The organism is Microbacterium sp. EST19A (genome assembly GCF_019969685.1).
GTDB lineage: Bacteria > Actinomycetota > Actinomycetes > Actinomycetales > Microbacteriaceae > Microbacterium.
In genome coordinates this window covers 804486-818597 of record NZ_JAHXYZ010000002.1, presented here as the reverse complement: position 1 = coordinate 818597, position 14112 = coordinate 804486, and the positions used below count along the sequence as shown (strand labels likewise).

At 70.7% G+C, this 14112-nt stretch carries 12 protein-coding genes; 7 read left to right on the top strand and 5 right to left on the bottom strand.

The genetic code is table 11. The features are described 5' to 3' along the window. Window positions 1-21: 21 nt before the first annotated feature. Window positions 22-789: an IclR family transcriptional regulator gene (locus LC452_RS13950; RefSeq protein WP_223626327.1), complete on the bottom strand. Its 768-nt coding sequence runs from the start codon at window positions 787-789 to the stop codon at window positions 22-24. 165 nt (window positions 790-954) lie between these two features. Here LC452_RS13950 and dhaK point away from each other — a divergent pair, with 165 nt between their 5' ends. From dhaK to LC452_RS13915, 7 genes are all read left to right on the top strand, one after another. Beyond that, the gene (dhaK, locus tag LC452_RS13945) at window positions 955-1947 is read left to right on the top strand and encodes a dihydroxyacetone kinase subunit DhaK (RefSeq protein WP_223626326.1); all 993 of its coding nucleotides are present in this window, start codon (window positions 955-957) and stop codon (window positions 1945-1947) included. Then, complete coding sequence (dhaL, locus tag LC452_RS13940; RefSeq protein WP_223626324.1) at window positions 1947-2588, top strand: dihydroxyacetone kinase subunit DhaL; 642 nt, start codon at window positions 1947-1949, stop codon at window positions 2586-2588. Before dhaK ends, dhaL begins: the two co-directional genes overlap by 1 nt. Continuing rightward, complete coding sequence (ptsP, locus tag LC452_RS13935) at window positions 2588-5062, top strand: phosphoenolpyruvate--protein phosphotransferase (protein ID WP_223626322.1); 2475 nt, start codon at window positions 2588-2590, stop codon at window positions 5060-5062. Before dhaL ends, ptsP begins: the two co-directional genes overlap by 1 nt. A gap of 157 nt (window positions 5063-5219) precedes the next feature. Next, window positions 5220-6506 carry a hypothetical protein gene (locus tag LC452_RS13930; protein ID WP_223626321.1) on the top strand — a complete coding sequence of 429 codons (1287 nt, stop codon included), beginning with the start codon at window positions 5220-5222 and terminating at the stop codon, window positions 6504-6506. Between the two features lie 134 nt (window positions 6507-6640). Further along, window positions 6641-7069, top strand: a complete 429-nt coding sequence (gene paaI / locus LC452_RS13925; RefSeq protein WP_223626319.1) for a hydroxyphenylacetyl-CoA thioesterase PaaI — start codon at window positions 6641-6643, stop codon at window positions 7067-7069. Window positions 7070-7103: 34 nt separating this feature from the next. Then, the gene (gene paaK / locus LC452_RS13920) at window positions 7104-8423 is read left to right on the top strand and encodes a phenylacetate--CoA ligase PaaK (protein ID WP_223626317.1); all 1320 of its coding nucleotides are present in this window, start codon (window positions 7104-7106) and stop codon (window positions 8421-8423) included. Between the two features lie 76 nt (window positions 8424-8499). Beyond that, the gene (locus LC452_RS13915; protein WP_223626315.1) at window positions 8500-9144 is read left to right on the top strand and encodes a TetR/AcrR family transcriptional regulator; all 645 of its coding nucleotides are present in this window, start codon (window positions 8500-8502) and stop codon (window positions 9142-9144) included. A gap of 27 nt (window positions 9145-9171) precedes the next feature. Here LC452_RS13915 and paaZ read toward each other — a convergent pair whose 3' ends face one another. Genes paaZ through LC452_RS13895 form a run of 4 tightly spaced genes read right to left on the bottom strand, consistent with a single transcriptional unit; the run spans window position 9172 to window position 14088 of the window. Further along, window positions 9172-11253, bottom strand: coding sequence for a phenylacetic acid degradation bifunctional protein PaaZ (gene paaZ, locus LC452_RS13910; RefSeq protein WP_223626313.1), 2082 nt, complete (start codon window positions 11251-11253; stop codon window positions 9172-9174). Window positions 11254-11264: 11 nt separating this feature from the next. After that, entirely contained in the window at window positions 11265-12134 is an 870-nt protein-coding gene (locus tag LC452_RS13905) for a 3-hydroxyacyl-CoA dehydrogenase family protein (RefSeq protein WP_223626311.1), read from the bottom strand. Further along, a complete protein-coding gene (locus LC452_RS13900) occupies window positions 12131-12886 on the bottom strand; it encodes an enoyl-CoA hydratase/isomerase family protein (RefSeq protein WP_223626310.1) in 756 nt (251 codons plus the stop codon). The genes LC452_RS13905 and LC452_RS13900 overlap by 4 nt, the downstream gene beginning before the upstream one ends. Further along, on the bottom strand, window positions 12886-14088 hold the full coding sequence (locus LC452_RS13895; protein ID WP_223626308.1) for an acetyl-CoA C-acyltransferase: 1203 nt from the start codon (window positions 14086-14088) through the stop codon (window positions 12886-12888). The genes LC452_RS13900 and LC452_RS13895 overlap by 1 nt, the downstream gene beginning before the upstream one ends. Window positions 14089-14112: the final 24 nt, after the last annotated feature.

Sequence of the window (14112 nt, the reverse complement as noted above, 5' to 3'; positions counted from 1 at the left end):
CGCTCAGTCCGCGCCGCGCGCTCAGTCCTCAGCGGGGGCGACGCGCGGCGGCCAGGAGGTCGCACCGAGTTCGCGTGAGATGTTGCGAGCCGTCTCCCGCAGGGCGTTGAGGACGGCATCCGATGCGGGGGTCTGCGATGTCGGCATCACCACGGCGACCGCGGCGACGATGTCGTTGGAGGCATCCGCGATCGGCGCGGCGATCGACGCTTCACCGAGCACGGCCTCATCGACTTCGATCGCACTGCCGCGTTCTGCGATCGCGGGCAGCTCCAACGTGAGGCGCGCGATGTCGGTGACGGTGTCGCCGGTGAGGCTGCGCAGCGGCTGCTCGAACACGCTCCGCTGGAAGCCGAGGTCGTAGGCGAGCAGCACCTTGCCCATCGCCGAGGCGTGCGCCGGGATCGCGACACCGGTCTCGAGCATCTGCTGACTGTCGTCGGGACGCAGGTTGTGATGGATGACGAGCACATCCGTGAAATGCGGCGCGCCGAGCCGCACCGAGAGGTTCGTGCGTCGGGCGAGCTCCTGGGTCCAGCGCATCGCCCGGGCACGCACGTCGAGCGTGTCGAGGTAGACGTTGCTGAGCCGCAGCAGGGTCGGACCGAGCATGTAGCGCTGTCCGCCGCGCTCCTTGGCGACGAGTCCGTGCGAGCGCAGCGACTTCACGATGCCGTGCACCGTCGACGGCGGAAGGCTGAGAGCCGCGGCCAGGTCGGTGATGCCCAGATGGCGTGCGCCCTGGAGCAGTTCGAGGATCTTCGCCGCACGGTCGATCGCCTGGATCACGGGGCATCCCTCCTCCCGGTACGTCGTCGAACCGGCTCGTCGTGCGGGTCTTCCGGATTGATCTTGACAACCCGACCGGGTCCGAGCATATTCGACATTAACGAATTGCTTTCGGATTTTCGCGAAAAAAGTCGCGAGATGGCCAGGATCAAAGGAGATCGCACGATGAAAAAGCTCATCAACGCCCCTGAGGACGTTCTCGTCGAATCCCTGAAGGGCGTCGCCCTCGCTCATCCGGAGCTCTCGGTCGACCTCGAGACGAGCGTCATCACGCGCGCGACTCCGAAGGAGCAGGGCAAGGTCGCGGTCGTCTCCGGCGGCGGATCTGGCCACGAGCCGCTGCACGGCGGCTTCGTCGGTCCTGGCATGCTCGATGCCGCGGTCGCGGGCGAGGTGTTCACCTCTCCGACACCCGACCGCGTGCAGGCCGCGACGAAGGCCGTCGATCGCGGGGCCGGCGTGCTGCACATCGTGAAGAACTACACCGGCGACGTGCTGAACTTCGAGATGGCCGCAGAGCTCGCCTCGATGGAGGGCATCGAGGTCGGCACGGTCGTCGTCGATGACGATGTCGCGGTGCAGGACTCGCTCTACACGGCAGGCCGCCGTGGCGTCGGACTCACCGTGCTGCTCGAGAAGCTCGTCGGCGCGGCAGCGGAAGAGGGGCAGGACCTCGCAGCGGTGGTCGAGCTCGCGAAGCGGATCAACGGCCAGGGCCGCTCGATGGGCATGGCGCTCACGAGCTGCACGGTTCCCGCCGCCGGAAAGCCGACCTTCGACCTCCCGGACGACCAGATGGAGATCGGCATCGGCATCCACGGCGAGCCCGGTCGGCACCGCGAGCCGCTCGCTCCGGCATCCGAGATCGCCCGGCAGCTCGTCGAGCCGATCCTCGCGGACTTCGACTTCGCGGGCCCCGCGATCGTCATGGTCAACGGCATGGGCGCGACACCGCAGATCGAGCTGTACCTGATGTACGCCGAGGTGGCGGCCCTGCTCGAGAAGGCGGGCGTGCAGATCGCCCGCAACCTCGTCGGCAACTACATCACCTCGCTCGACATGGCCGGATGCTCGGTCACGGTACTCAAGGTCGACGACGAGCTGCTGCGTCTGTGGGACGCCCCCGTGAACACTCCCGGTCTGCGGTGGGGGGCGTGATGGCGACGATCAGCACCGACACCCTCGTCGACTGGATCTCGCGCTTCGGCGACGCGGTCACCGAGAAGCGCGAGTGGCTCACCGAGCTCGACTCCGCGATCGGTGATGCGGATCATGGCGCCAACATGGCGCGCGGCATGGCCGCCGTCAAGGACAAGCTCGGCGCCGGCGCCCCGGCGACCGCCGACGAGCTGCTCAAGTCGGTCGGCATGACGCTCGTCAGCTCGGTGGGCGGCGCCAGCGGTCCGCTCTACGGCACGTTCTTCCTGCGGATGGGGATGACCACCGGGGCGGTCCCGGAACTCGATGCGGCGGGTCTCGCTGCCGCGCTGCGAGCGGGGCTCGAGGGCATCGTCGCGCGGGGCAAGGCAGAGGCCGGCGACAAGACGATGTTCGACGCGATGGCTCCGGCCGTCGACGCGCTCGACGCGGCGATCGCCGACGGGGCCGATCTGGCGACGGCGACGCGGAAGGCCGCTGACGCCGCGGCCGCCGGACGCGACGCGACCGAGCCGCTCGTGGCCCGCAAGGGCCGTGCGAGCTACCTCGGAGAACGCAGCGCGGGGCACCTCGACCCCGGGGCCGCATCGACCGCGATCCTGTTCGACACGCTCGCCGCCGCGATCTCCGGCAGCTCCTGATGATCGGGATCGTCGCCGTCTCCCACAGCGCACGGCTCGGGGAGGCGGCGCTGGAACTTGCCCTGCAAATGGTGCCGGGCGGGGGAGTGCGGGTGCAGGTCGCCGCCGGAGCAGGGACGGACCCGGCTGGGACTCCGATCCTCGGGACGGATGCCGTCGCCGTCGCGAGCGCCATCGACGAGCTGGCTGCGGACTGCGACGGTGTGCTGGTGCTGATGGACTTGGGATCCGCCGTGCTCAGCGCGGAGCTCGCGCTCGAGCTGCGCACAAGCGATGTGCCCGTGCGTCTGGCGCCGGCGCCCTTCGTCGAAGGACTGCTCGCGGCGGTCGTTTCGGCCGCGGCGGGCGGGTCGCTCGACGACGTGGCGGCGGAGGCCGGTGCGGCACTCGGCGCGAAGACGGGGCAGCTGGGGGAGCACGAGCCGGACCGGCCCACCTCGGACGTCGGTTCGGTCGACGGCGAGGCACTGACCCGTCGCGTGCGGGTGCGCAATCCGCTCGGCATCCACGCGCGCCCGGCGGCGCTGATCGCGAAGGCATCGGCAGGGTCGGACCTGCGTCTGCGGCGGCTCCCCGACGGTCCGGATGCCGCTGCCGCGAGCCTCTCCCGCCTGCTGATCCTCGGTGCGCGCCAAGGGGACGAGGTGGAGCTCAGCGCACACGGCGCCGGCGCCGAAGAGACGCTGGAGCGCGTGGCCGCCCTCTTCGACGACGGGTTCGGGGAGGGGACGGATGCCGCGGCGCCGGCATCCTCTCCCTCTCCCTCTCCTGTCGCCGAGCCGCCCGTGTCGGCACCGGTCGTGATCGCCTCCGGCACCGTGCTCCGCGGACGCGGCGTGAGTGCCGGAAAGGTCGCGGCAACGGTCGTGCATCTGGGCACCGCGCTCGCAGAACCCGATGCGACCGCGGTCATCGCTCCTGCCGACCGTGCCGACGAGGTCTCGGCCATCGAATGGGCGGCGGTGGCCGTCGCGGATCAGCTGCGGTCGCGCACCGCGCGGGCCACGGGCGAGGCGCGGGCGATCCTCGACGCCTCACGTCTGCTCGCCTCCGACCCCGAGCTCGTCGCCGATGCCACCGCGCTCGTGCAGGCGAAGGGGCGCAGCGCCGCGCGGGCGGTGTGGGAGGCGGCGGCGGTCCATGAGAAGGGTCTCGCGGCGCTCGGCGGACGCATGGCGGAACGCGTCGCCGACATCCGCGATGTACGGGACCGGATCATCGCCGAGATCCTCGAGGTCGACATGCCTGGTGTGCCCGAGCGCGACGAGCCGTTCGTGCTCGTCGCGACGGACCTCTCTCCGGCCGACACGGCGTCGCTCGAGGGCGGTCAGTGCGTCGGCCTCGTGACGGAGCAGGGTGGTCCGACGTCGCACACCGCGATCATCGCCAGGTCTCTGGGCCTGCCCGCGGTGGTCGGCGTCACCGGCGCGACCGGGGTGGCCGACGGCGCGATGCTCCTCGTCGACGGCGACCACGGCACCGTCGAGGTCGACCCTCCGGAAGAGCGCGTCGTCGCGGCAAGGGCCGCAGCGATCGTCGTCGCATTCGACGGCACCGGATCCCTCGCGGACGGGCATCGGATCCCCCTGCTGGCGAACGTCGGCGGGGCAGCGGATGCCGCGACCGCCGCCGCCGCGCGCGCCGAGGGCGTCGGACTCTTCCGCACCGAGTTCTGCTTCCTCGGCAGGACGGACGCACCGAGCGTCGACGAGCAGGTCGCGGCCTACCGGGGTGTGCTCGCCGCGTTCTCGGGGCGGAAGGTCGTCGTGCGCACCCTCGACGCGGGAAGCGACAAGCCGCTGCCCTTCGCGAACGCCGATCAGGAGGACAACCCCGCGCTCGGAGTGCGCGGACTCCGGATCGCCCGTCGCACGCCGCAGCTCCTCGACGATCAGCTGCGGGCCCTCGCGCTCGCCGCCGATGCGGAGTCGGCGCACGTCGAGGTGATGGCGCCGATGGTGTCGACCGTCGAGGAGGCGCGCGACTTCGCAGAACGCGGTCGGGCCGCCGGGCTCGAGCGTGTCGGGATCATGATCGAGACCCCCTCTGCGGCGCTCCTGGCCGGTGAGCTGTTCGAGGTCGTCGACTTCGTCAGCCTCGGCACCAACGACCTCGCCCAGTACACGCTGGCGGCCGACCGGCTGGTCAGCGAGCTCGGCGATCTGAACGATCCGTGGCAGCCGGCGGTGCTGCGCCTGATCGGCGCCGTCGGCGAGGCGGGCCGTGCGGCAGGCAAGCCGGTGGGGGTGTGCGGCGAGGCCGGGGGCGACCCGACCCTCGCGCCGCTGCTCGTCGGACTCGGCGTGACGTCGCTGTCGATGACGCCGCGATCCCTCGGCCGTGTGGCCGCAGCGCTGGCAGCGGTCGATGAGGAGACCTGCCGGCGCGCGGCCGGCGCGGCGCTCTCTGCGGGGACGGTCGCGGAGGCACGAACCGCGGCGAAGGTCGTTCTGGAGGGCGTCTCGAGCCGCTGAATCCCGTCCCTCGCGGGAGACGTATGCAGCTCGCGGCATGCAATCCGTATCATTCTGATCTCGACATGGATGCGGACTCCGCCGGCGTCGGCGACCGCCCCTACGATCGCCTCAGGGGGCGTCGCTCGGCGACGCATGTTCATCACCGGAGGGCACCATGGCACGCTCACGTTCGCGTTCATTCACCACGACGATCGTCGGCGTCTTCGCCGTCGGCTCGCTTCTCGCCCTGTCGGCCTGCGCGCCGCCCGACGAACCTGTCGAGTCCGCCTCGCCCTCAGCGACGCCGCCGCCGACGCCGTACGCCGGCCCTGCGGTGTTCGTCGGCGATGAGCTCGATCTGCTGCTGCTCGCTCCGGACGAGCTCCGGGGACTCCTTCCCGGGATCGTCGACATCGGGGCATCGTCGTCGGTGCTCGAGCAGATCTCGGACGGTGGCGGACCGCAGCCCGCGCCGGACATCTGCTCCGCTCTGTTCGTGGAGCAATCGCTCTGGAGCGTCGGCGCCCGCAGCGTCACCTGGGCGGTGCCGGACGACACCGAGGTCGGGATCGGACGTCTGACCGTGCTGCAGTTCGCCGATGAGGCGCACGCCGCTGCCCGGATGGATCAGCTCGTCAGCGCAGCAGACCAGTGCGGCACCTTCGACTACAACGGACCTGCCACCTTCGACGCGGTCGTCAGGGAGGACTCCGAGAATGCGCGGGCACTCGCCGGGACGACGACCCTCCCCGAGAACGAGGGCGGTCGGAGCGACTTCCAGGCCTTCGCTTCCGTGGGCAACGTGCTGGTTCAGCTCTGGCAGCCGGTGGCCGGCGCCGACGCCGTCGATGCCGACGCGGCGGCCGCGCTTCTCCAGGATCGTGCCGAGGAGGCGCACGCAGCCCTCGTCGACGAGCTCACGGAGAACCCGCCGGAGACCACGGAGGAGCGTCCGGTCGACGCGTCCGCGCCGTGGGGAGAGTGGGCGATCGACTCGGCCGGGATCGGCCCGATCCGTCTCGGCGACGAGATCGACGCGGCGATCGCTGCTGTTCCCGGTGCCGAGGTCGTGGAGCCCGAATACGAAGGAGATCCGTGGAAGATCGTCAATGCCGACGGCACGGCATCCCTGCTGATCCAGCCGGTGGAAGATGGCACCGCCGTCGCTTCGGTGACGGCCGGCAACGATCGCTGGCTCGATGAGACGGCGCAGGACGGCGCCGCGCTCCCGTCCTCGTGGGGCGTGCGTGTGGGCGATCCCGTCGCTGACGCTGTCGCAGCGCTGCCCGGTGGCACGACGGTGACCGTCGCCTCCTCGGGTGACGACTGGTACGACGTCGCGACGCGCGACGGGCGTCTGTTCCGCTTCACGGCCGATCGTGACGTCGTCGACCCCGAGTCGGTGATCATCGGGATCACCGTCGAGGACGCGACCCAGCGCCGCATGCTCGTCTTCGGCTGACGTCGTGGCGGACGCGGCATACGCGCCCGCGACGTTCAATTCGTCGACAAGACTTCTTTACTAACCGATCGTTCAGTTAGTATGGGCGGGTCGGATGCCGCTGTGGCGGCGTCCCCGCGACGAGGAGGTCGACGATGACAGAAGCGACGACGCAGGCGGCGGATGCCGTGCGCCCCAATCGCGCCATGATGGAGCGCGACCGCGCCTCGGCCTCTCTGGGCCTCGTGGTCGAGCGCGACGATCCCGGTCATGCGGTGGTCTCGATGCGCGTGCGCGACGACATGACGAACGGCTTCCACATCACGCACGGCGGCTTCGTCTTCGCCCTCGCCGACACGGCCTTCGCCATCGCCTGCAACGAGGACGACAGGGTCACCGTCGCCGCCGGAGCCGACATCTCGTTCCTCAAGCCGACCGTCTCGGGTCAGACGCTGACGGCGACCGCGGTGCGGCGCTCCCGCTCCGGGCGGTCCGGCATCTATGACGTGACCGTGACCGACGAGCAGGGCGAGCCCGTCGCCGAGTTCCGTGGACGGTCCCGTACCACCAGCCAGACGTTCTGATCGCGCCGTGAAGATGATGGAGACTCCCGTGTCGATGACGACCGCAACGCCTTCCCGTGTCCGCCCTCCCGCCTCGTCCGAGCTCGATCCCGAGGAGCGGATGACGAGAGCGGAGATCGAGCAGCTGCAGCTCGAGCGGCTGCAGCAGACCGTGCGCCACGCGTACGCGAACGTGCCCCTCTACACGCGCAAGTTCGACGACGCCGGAGTGCACCCCGACGACATCCGCACCCTCGCCGATGTCGAGAGGCTGCCGTTCACCACCAAGGCCGATCTGCGGGAGACCTACCCGTTCGGCATGTTCGCGGTGCCGATGTCCGACGTCGCGCGCATCCACGCCTCGAGCGGCACCACCGGACGCCCGACCGTCGTCGGGTACACCAAGGGCGACCTCGACCGATGGGGCTCGCTGGTGGCCCGGTCGCTGCGGGCCAGCGGCATCCGCCCGGGCATGAAGGTGCACAACGCCTACGGCTACGGCCTGTTCACCGGAGGCCTCGGCGCCCACGCGGGCATCGAGGCGCTCGGCGCCACCGTCATCCCGATGTCGGGCGGTCAGACGGCGCGTCAGGTGCAGCTCATCTGCGACTTCGAGCCCGACGCGATCCTCTGCACGCCCAGCTACCTGCTCACGATCGCGGACGCGATGGTCGCGCAGGGCATCGATCCGCGATCGACGTCGCTGAAGGTGGCGGTGCTCGGCGCCGAACCGTGGACGAACGAGATGCGGCACGAACTGGAACAGCGCCTCGGCATCGACGCACTAGACATCTACGGCCTGAGTGAGGTCATGGGCCCGGGAGTCGGGAACGAATGCCTCGAGACCAAGGACGGCCCGCACCTCTGGGAGGACCACTTCCTGCCGGAGGTCATCGACGGCGAGACCCTCGCCGCGCTGCCCGACGGCGAACTCGGGGAGCTCGTGTTCACCTCTCTCACCAAGGAGGCGTTCCCGGTCATCCGCTACCGCACGCGCGACCTCACCCGGCTGCTGCCCGGAACCGCGCGCCCGGGCATGCGGCGGATGGAGAAGATCACCGGCCGCAACGACGACATGATCATCCTGCGCGGGGTGAACCTGTTCCCCACCCAGATCGAGGAGCTCGTCCTCGGCATCGAGCAGCTGACCCCGCACTTCATCCTCGAGCTGTCGAGGGACGGGCGGATGGATGCGCTGAAGGTGCGGATCGAGCGGCATCCGGAGCTGTCGATCGAGACGTGCCAGAGCGCGGCGGAGGTGCTGGCGACACGGATCAAGGTGCACGTCGGCTCGACGGTCGCGGTGCAGCTGGAGGAACCGGGCGCGTTGCCGCGGAGCGAGGGGAAGTACAAGCGGGTCTACGACCTTCGTTGAGCCCCGCTGATCACTCCGACGCCTCGCGGTCTCCGCTCGCGCCGGACGGGGTGATCGGATGCGAGACTGTGGAGTGATGTCCGAGATCCAGAGCACGCGACGAGGTCGCCCCGGTTACGACCAGCAGGGCATCCTCGGCGTCGCCGTCGCGGCCTTCAACGAGCACGGCTACGACGCCACGTCGATCGGCATGCTGGCCGAGCGTCTCGGTCTGTCGAAGTCGGCGATCTATCACCACTTCGGGTCGAAGGACGAGATGCTCGATCTCGCCCTCGACGCGGCGCTGAGCGGGCTCGAGGCCGTCGTCGAGGATCCGCTCCCCGCGACCGGCGGGAACGGTCAGGGCAGCGCGGCCGATCGGCTGGAGCATGTCCTGCGCGGCGCCGTCCACGTTCTCGTCGATCAAATCCCGGCGGTGACACTGCTCCTCCGCGTGCGCGGGAACACCGAGGTGGAGCGCCGCGCGCTGATCCGCCGCCGTGCGTTCGACCGCCGGATCACCGCACTCGTGTCCGAGGCGCAGGCCGAGGGGGCGCTGCGTGCCGACTTCGACGCGAGCGTCGTCGCCCGTCTCGTGTTCGGCATGATCAACTCGATCGTCGAGTGGTACCGACCGGGAGGACGCGAGGGCGCCGACCGGCTCGCCGACGACGTCGTCGCGATCGCCCTCGACGGCCTCCGCCGGCGCGACGAGCCCGGCGCCGACGTCTCGGATCTCTGACCGGACGCCGACACCGCGCGATCGGCTCTACGCCGCCGCCTGCTCTTTCGCGACCAGCGTGAGCACGTCGTAGGTCGCGACGATGTCGTCGTGCTGGTTCTTGAGCACGGCATCCCACCGCACCTCGCCGTACTCGTCGGTCTCGCGCGGCGTGATCTGCTTCGCCGTCAGCTCGACGCGGATCTCGTCGCCGGGGGAGACCGGCGTCAGGAAGCGCAGATTCTCCAGGCCGGAGTTGGCGAGCACGGGACCGGGCGCCGGGTCGACGAAGAGGCCGGCGGCCCACGACACCAGCAGGTACCCGTGCGCGACGCGACCCGGGAAGAACGGGTTGGCCGCGGCCGAGGTCTCGTCCATGTGCGCGTAGAACGTGTCGCCGGTGAACGCCGCGAACGTCTCGATGTCGTCGAGCGTGACGGTGCGGGAGCCGCTGGCCACCTGATCGCCGATGTGCAGTTCGGCGAGCGACTTGCGGAACGGATGCACCGCGCCGCTCTCCTGGTATGGACGCGCGATCGAACCCTGATGCCAGACGCCCGTGAGGGCCGTCATCATCTCGGGGGAGCCCTGCACGGCGGTGCGCTGCATGTGGTGCAGCACGGCACGGATGCCGCCGAGCTCTTCGCCTCCGCCCGCACGACCGGGGCCGCCGTGCACGAGGTTGGGCAGCGGTGAGCCGTGACCCGTCGAGCTGCGGGCGTCGTCGCGATCGAGGAAGAGCAGTCGTCCGTTGAAGGCGGCCATGCCGGTCGCCAGGGCGACGGCGACCTCGGGATCGTGCGTGGCGACGCTGGTCACCAGCGATCCGCCTCCACGGGCGACGAGAGCGCTCGCCTGGTCGAGGGAGCCGTAGCCGACGATGCTCGCCACCGGGCCGAAGGCCTCGACCTCGTTGACGGCCGGGCTCTCCGGGTCGGCGAAGCGCAGCAGCATCGGCGCCAGGAACGCGCCGTCGGGCGACGGGCCGTCGCTGCCGTCGCCGTGCCGCACGTCGGGAGCATCGGTCGAGCCGATCACGAGCTCGCCGCCCCCGGCCTGCAGGCGTGCGACCTGCCGCAGCACCTCGTCGCGCTGCTCGATCGAGGCCAGCGGTCCCATCGTGACGCCGTCGACACGAGGATCGCCGAGGACGATGCGCTGCGACAGTCGGGCGCGCACGGCGCCGATCACGTCGTCGACGACGGCCTCCGGCACGATCGCGCGACGGATGGCGGTGCACTTCTGCCCCGCCTTCGTCGTCATCTCCGCGACGAGCTGCTTGACGTAGGCATCGAATTCGGGGGTGCCGCTCACGGCATCCGTTCCCAGGATCGACGCGTTGATGGAGTCGGTCTCGCTGGTGAAGCGCACCCCTCCGGTCTGCACGGAGTCGTGCGACCGGAGGCGCTCGGCCGTCGATGCCGATCCGGTGAACGCGACGAGATCGCCGAGGCGCAGTTCGTCGAACAGGCCGGGCACGCTGCCGGAGACCAACTGCAGCGAACCCTCGGGGAGGAGGCCCGACTCGACCATCACGCGCACCATGGCTTCGGCGAGGTAGCCGGTGGGCGTCGCGGGCTTCACGACGGTCGGCACCCCGGCGAGGAAGGCGGGAGCGAACTTCTCCAGCGAACCCCAGACAGGGAAGTTGAAGGCGTTGATCTGCACGGCGACGCCGGGGAGCCGAGTGTAGATGTGCCGGCCCAGGAACGAGCCGTCCCTGGACAGGTTCTCGACCGCCCCGTCGACGTAGACCTTCGCGTTCGGCAGCTCTCGCCGGCCCTTGCTCGAGTACGCGAACAGCACGCCGATGCCGCCGTCGATGTCGACCCAGGAGTCCTGGGCCGTGGCGCCGGTGCGGCTCGAGATCTCGTAGAGCTCCGCCTTGCGCTCGGTGAGCGCGAGGGCGAGCTGCTTGAGGCGCACCGCGCGCTGGTGGAAGGTCAGCCCGCCGAGTGAGGCCTGGCCCGCGCTCCGGGCGTAGGCGAGAGCCCCGCCCAGGTCGATGCCTGCGGTCGAGACACGGGCGACGACCTCTCCCGTCGACGCGTCGCGCACGTCGGCGGCATCCGCATCGGACTCGGGCGTCCACCACGCCCCCTGCACGTAGCTGGGGAGGATCTCGGTCATGTCTGTTCCCTTCATGAGGCGTCCCATTCGTAGAAGCCGCGTCCGCTCTTGCGGCCGAGGTGTCCCTCGGCGACGAGACGGCGCAGCAGCGCGGGCGGTTCGAAGCGCTCGCCGAGGTTCGCGGCGAGGTACTCGGCGATGCCGAGCCGGACGTCGAGTCCGACGATGTCGGTGAGCCGGAGGGGCCCGACCGGTTGCTTGTAGCCCAAGGTCATGGCGGCGTCGATGTCTTCCGCGGACGCGACCCCGTCCTCGAGCATGCGGATCGCCTCGAGGCCGAGAGCGAGACCGAGGCGAGAGGAGGCGAAGCCCGGGGCGTCGGCCACGACGATCGGCGTCTTGCCGAGTGCCTGCACCCAGCCGCGCGCGGCGTCGACGAGGGCCGGCGCGGATGCCGCCCCCCGCACGATCTCGACGAGGGTGGAGGCGGGTACCGGATTGAAGAAGTGCATGCCGAGGAAGCGGGAGGGGTGCTCGAGCACGGCTGCGAGCTCATCGATCGAGATCGACGAGGTGTTCGAAGCGAGCACGGCATCCGGCGCGATCTGGGCCTCCACGCGGGTGAGGGCATCGATCTTGAGGGAGAGCTCTTCGGGCACGGCTTCGACCACGAGTCCGCACGGGGCGAACAGGGCGGCATCGGCGCCGGTCTCGAAGCGCGAGCGGTAGGCGTCGGCGGATTCCCCGGCCGTGCCGCGACTGATCGAGGCGTCGACAGACTCGAGGACCCGTGCGGACGCGGCCTCGGCTGCCGCGCCGTCGCGCTCGACGACCGTGACGCGCGAGCCCGCCAGCAGGAACGCGTGCGCGATGCCGGCCCCCATCCGTCCGCCGCCGAGCACCCCGACGTGTGCGGGGGTGGTGGTCGTGTTCTCGGTCATCGGTCTCTCCGCTCGAGGAAGTCGGTCATCCGCCGGAACTTCTCCGGACTCTCGAACAGCTCGGCCTGGGCCTCCAGGTCGACGGCGGGGTGGCGGTCGCGCGGTGCGCGGAAGACGCGCTTGGTCGCGATGGACGCGGCCGGGTCGTTGCGGGCGATGCGGTCGGCGATCGCGTGCGCGGCCGGCAGCAGGTCGGCGGACTCATGGATCGCCGAGACGAGCCCGATGTCGAGCGCCTCCTCGGCCTTCACGGTGCGCCCCGTGAGCAGCAGCTCGATCGCCCTGGCATCGCCGACGATCTCCTTCAGGCGCCAGCTCGCGCCGGCGGCGGCGAGGATGCCGAGCCCGGTCTCCGGATTGCCCATCGCGAGCGACGGCGTGGCGATGCGGATGTCGGCGGCGTAGGCGAGCTCCGCGCCGCCGCCGAGGGCGTACCCGTCGATCGCGGCGATGACCGGCATCGGCAGCTCGGCCAGCCGCACGAACGCGTGGGCGTTGATCCCTCGCAGCGCGTCGGCCGCTCGACGTTCGCGGAGTTCGGCGATGTCGGCACCGGCGGCGAAGACGCCTCCCGCTCCGGTGAGGATCAGCGTGCGCGGGATCGCCTCGAGCTCGGCGCACAGCAGGTGCAGTGCGTCGATCGTGGCCTGATCGATCGCGTTGCGCTTGTGCGGCCGGTTGAGCGTCGCGATCACCCGGTCAGCCTGCCGCTCGATGAGCAGAGACGCCTCGGCATCCGCCCCTGCCGGCATCACACCTTCTCCAGGATCATCGCCGCGCCCTGACCGACGCCGACGCACATGGTGGCCAAGCCGTAGCGCGAGCCCTCGCGCTCCATGCGTCCGAGCAGCGTGACCAGCAGCCGAGAGCCGGAGGAACCGAGCGGATGGCCGAGCGCGATCGCCCCGCCGTCGGCGTTCACCCTCGACTCGTCGAGGCCCAGGCGGCGGATGGAGGCGATGGACTGGCTCGCGAACGCCTCATTGAGCTCGATCGAGCCGAGGTCGTCGATCGTGAGACCGGAGCGGCGCAGCGCCTTCTGCGTCGCGGGGACGGGGCCGAGACCCATGATCTCGGGCGCGAGACCCGCGCTGGTGCCCACGACGATCCGCGCCCGCGGCACGAGGCCGTAGCGCTCGACGGCCTCCGCGCTCGCCACGACGACGGCCGAGGCCCCGTCGTTCAGCGCGCTGGAGTTGCCGGCGGTCACCACCTCGCCGCCGGCCACCACCGGGCGCAGTCGTGCCAGGGCGTCGAGCGTCGTCTCGGGTCGCGGTCCTTCGTCGATCAGCACCTCGCTGCTGCCGGAACGACTGCCGACGGTGACGCCGACGATCTCCGCCTCGAAGCGTCCGGCGTCGATCGCGGCGGCGGCGCGCTGCTGCGATCGCAGGGCGAAGGCATCCGCCTCGTCGCGGCTGATCCCGTCGAGGCGGGCTACCTCCTCCGCGGTTTCCGGCATGGTGAAGGTCGCCTTGTCGCGTGCGACGAGCCGGGGGTTCGGGAAGCGCCAGCCGATCGACGTGTCGAACGCGGCCCCGGGCTTCGCCCACGCCTTCTCCGGCTTGGCCTGCACCCAGGGAGCGCGGGTCATCGACTCGACACCGCCGGCGACGATGATGTCGGCATCCCCGGATCGGATCGCCTGCGCCGCCATCGTCACGGCGGACATCCCCGATGCGCACAGCCGGTTCACCGTGATACCGGGGATGCCGTCGGGCAGGCCCCCGAGCAGCACGGCCATCCTGGCGACGTTGCGATTGTCCTCGCCGGCCTGGTTGGCGGCGCCCAGGATGACCTCGTCGATCTCGACCTGCGCCGGATCGATGCCGGCGCGGCGGACAGCCTCTGCGACGACGATGGAAGCGAGGTCGTCGGGACGCACGGAGGCGAGCGCGCCGCCGTATCGTCCGACCGGGGTGCGCGTGCCTCCGACGAGGTATGCCTCGGTCATGCGGTCTCCTGACTGCGTTCGTAT

Excerpts from the sequence above, each read along its gene's own strand:
- dhaK (WP_223626326.1), top strand. The coding sequence starts at position 955 with ATGAAAAAGCTCATCAACGCCCCTGAGGACGTTCTCGTCGAATCCCTG.
- dhaL (WP_223626324.1), top strand. The coding sequence starts at position 1,947 with ATGGCGACGATCAGCACCGACACCCTCGTCGACTGGATCTCGCGCTTC.
- ptsP (WP_223626322.1), top strand. The coding sequence starts at position 2,588 with ATGATCGGGATCGTCGCCGTCTCCCACAGCGCACGGCTCGGGGAGGCG.
- LC452_RS13930 (WP_223626321.1), top strand. The coding sequence starts at position 5,220 with ATGGCACGCTCACGTTCGCGTTCATTCACCACGACGATCGTCGGCGTC.
- paaI (WP_223626319.1), top strand. The coding sequence starts at position 6,641 with ATGACAGAAGCGACGACGCAGGCGGCGGATGCCGTGCGCCCCAATCGC.
- paaK (WP_223626317.1), top strand. The coding sequence starts at position 7,104 with ATGACGACCGCAACGCCTTCCCGTGTCCGCCCTCCCGCCTCGTCCGAG.
- LC452_RS13915 (WP_223626315.1), top strand. The coding sequence starts at position 8,500 with ATGTCCGAGATCCAGAGCACGCGACGAGGTCGCCCCGGTTACGACCAG.
- paaZ (WP_223626313.1), bottom strand. The coding sequence starts at position 11,253 with ATGACCGAGATCCTCCCCAGCTACGTGCAGGGGGCGTGGTGGACGCCC.
- LC452_RS13905 (WP_223626311.1), bottom strand. The coding sequence starts at position 12,134 with ATGACCGAGAACACGACCACCACCCCCGCACACGTCGGGGTGCTCGGC.
- LC452_RS13900 (WP_223626310.1), bottom strand. The coding sequence starts at position 12,886 with ATGCCGGCAGGGGCGGATGCCGAGGCGTCTCTGCTCATCGAGCGGCAG.
- LC452_RS13895 (WP_223626308.1), bottom strand. The coding sequence starts at position 14,088 with ATGACCGAGGCATACCTCGTCGGAGGCACGCGCACCCCGGTCGGACGA.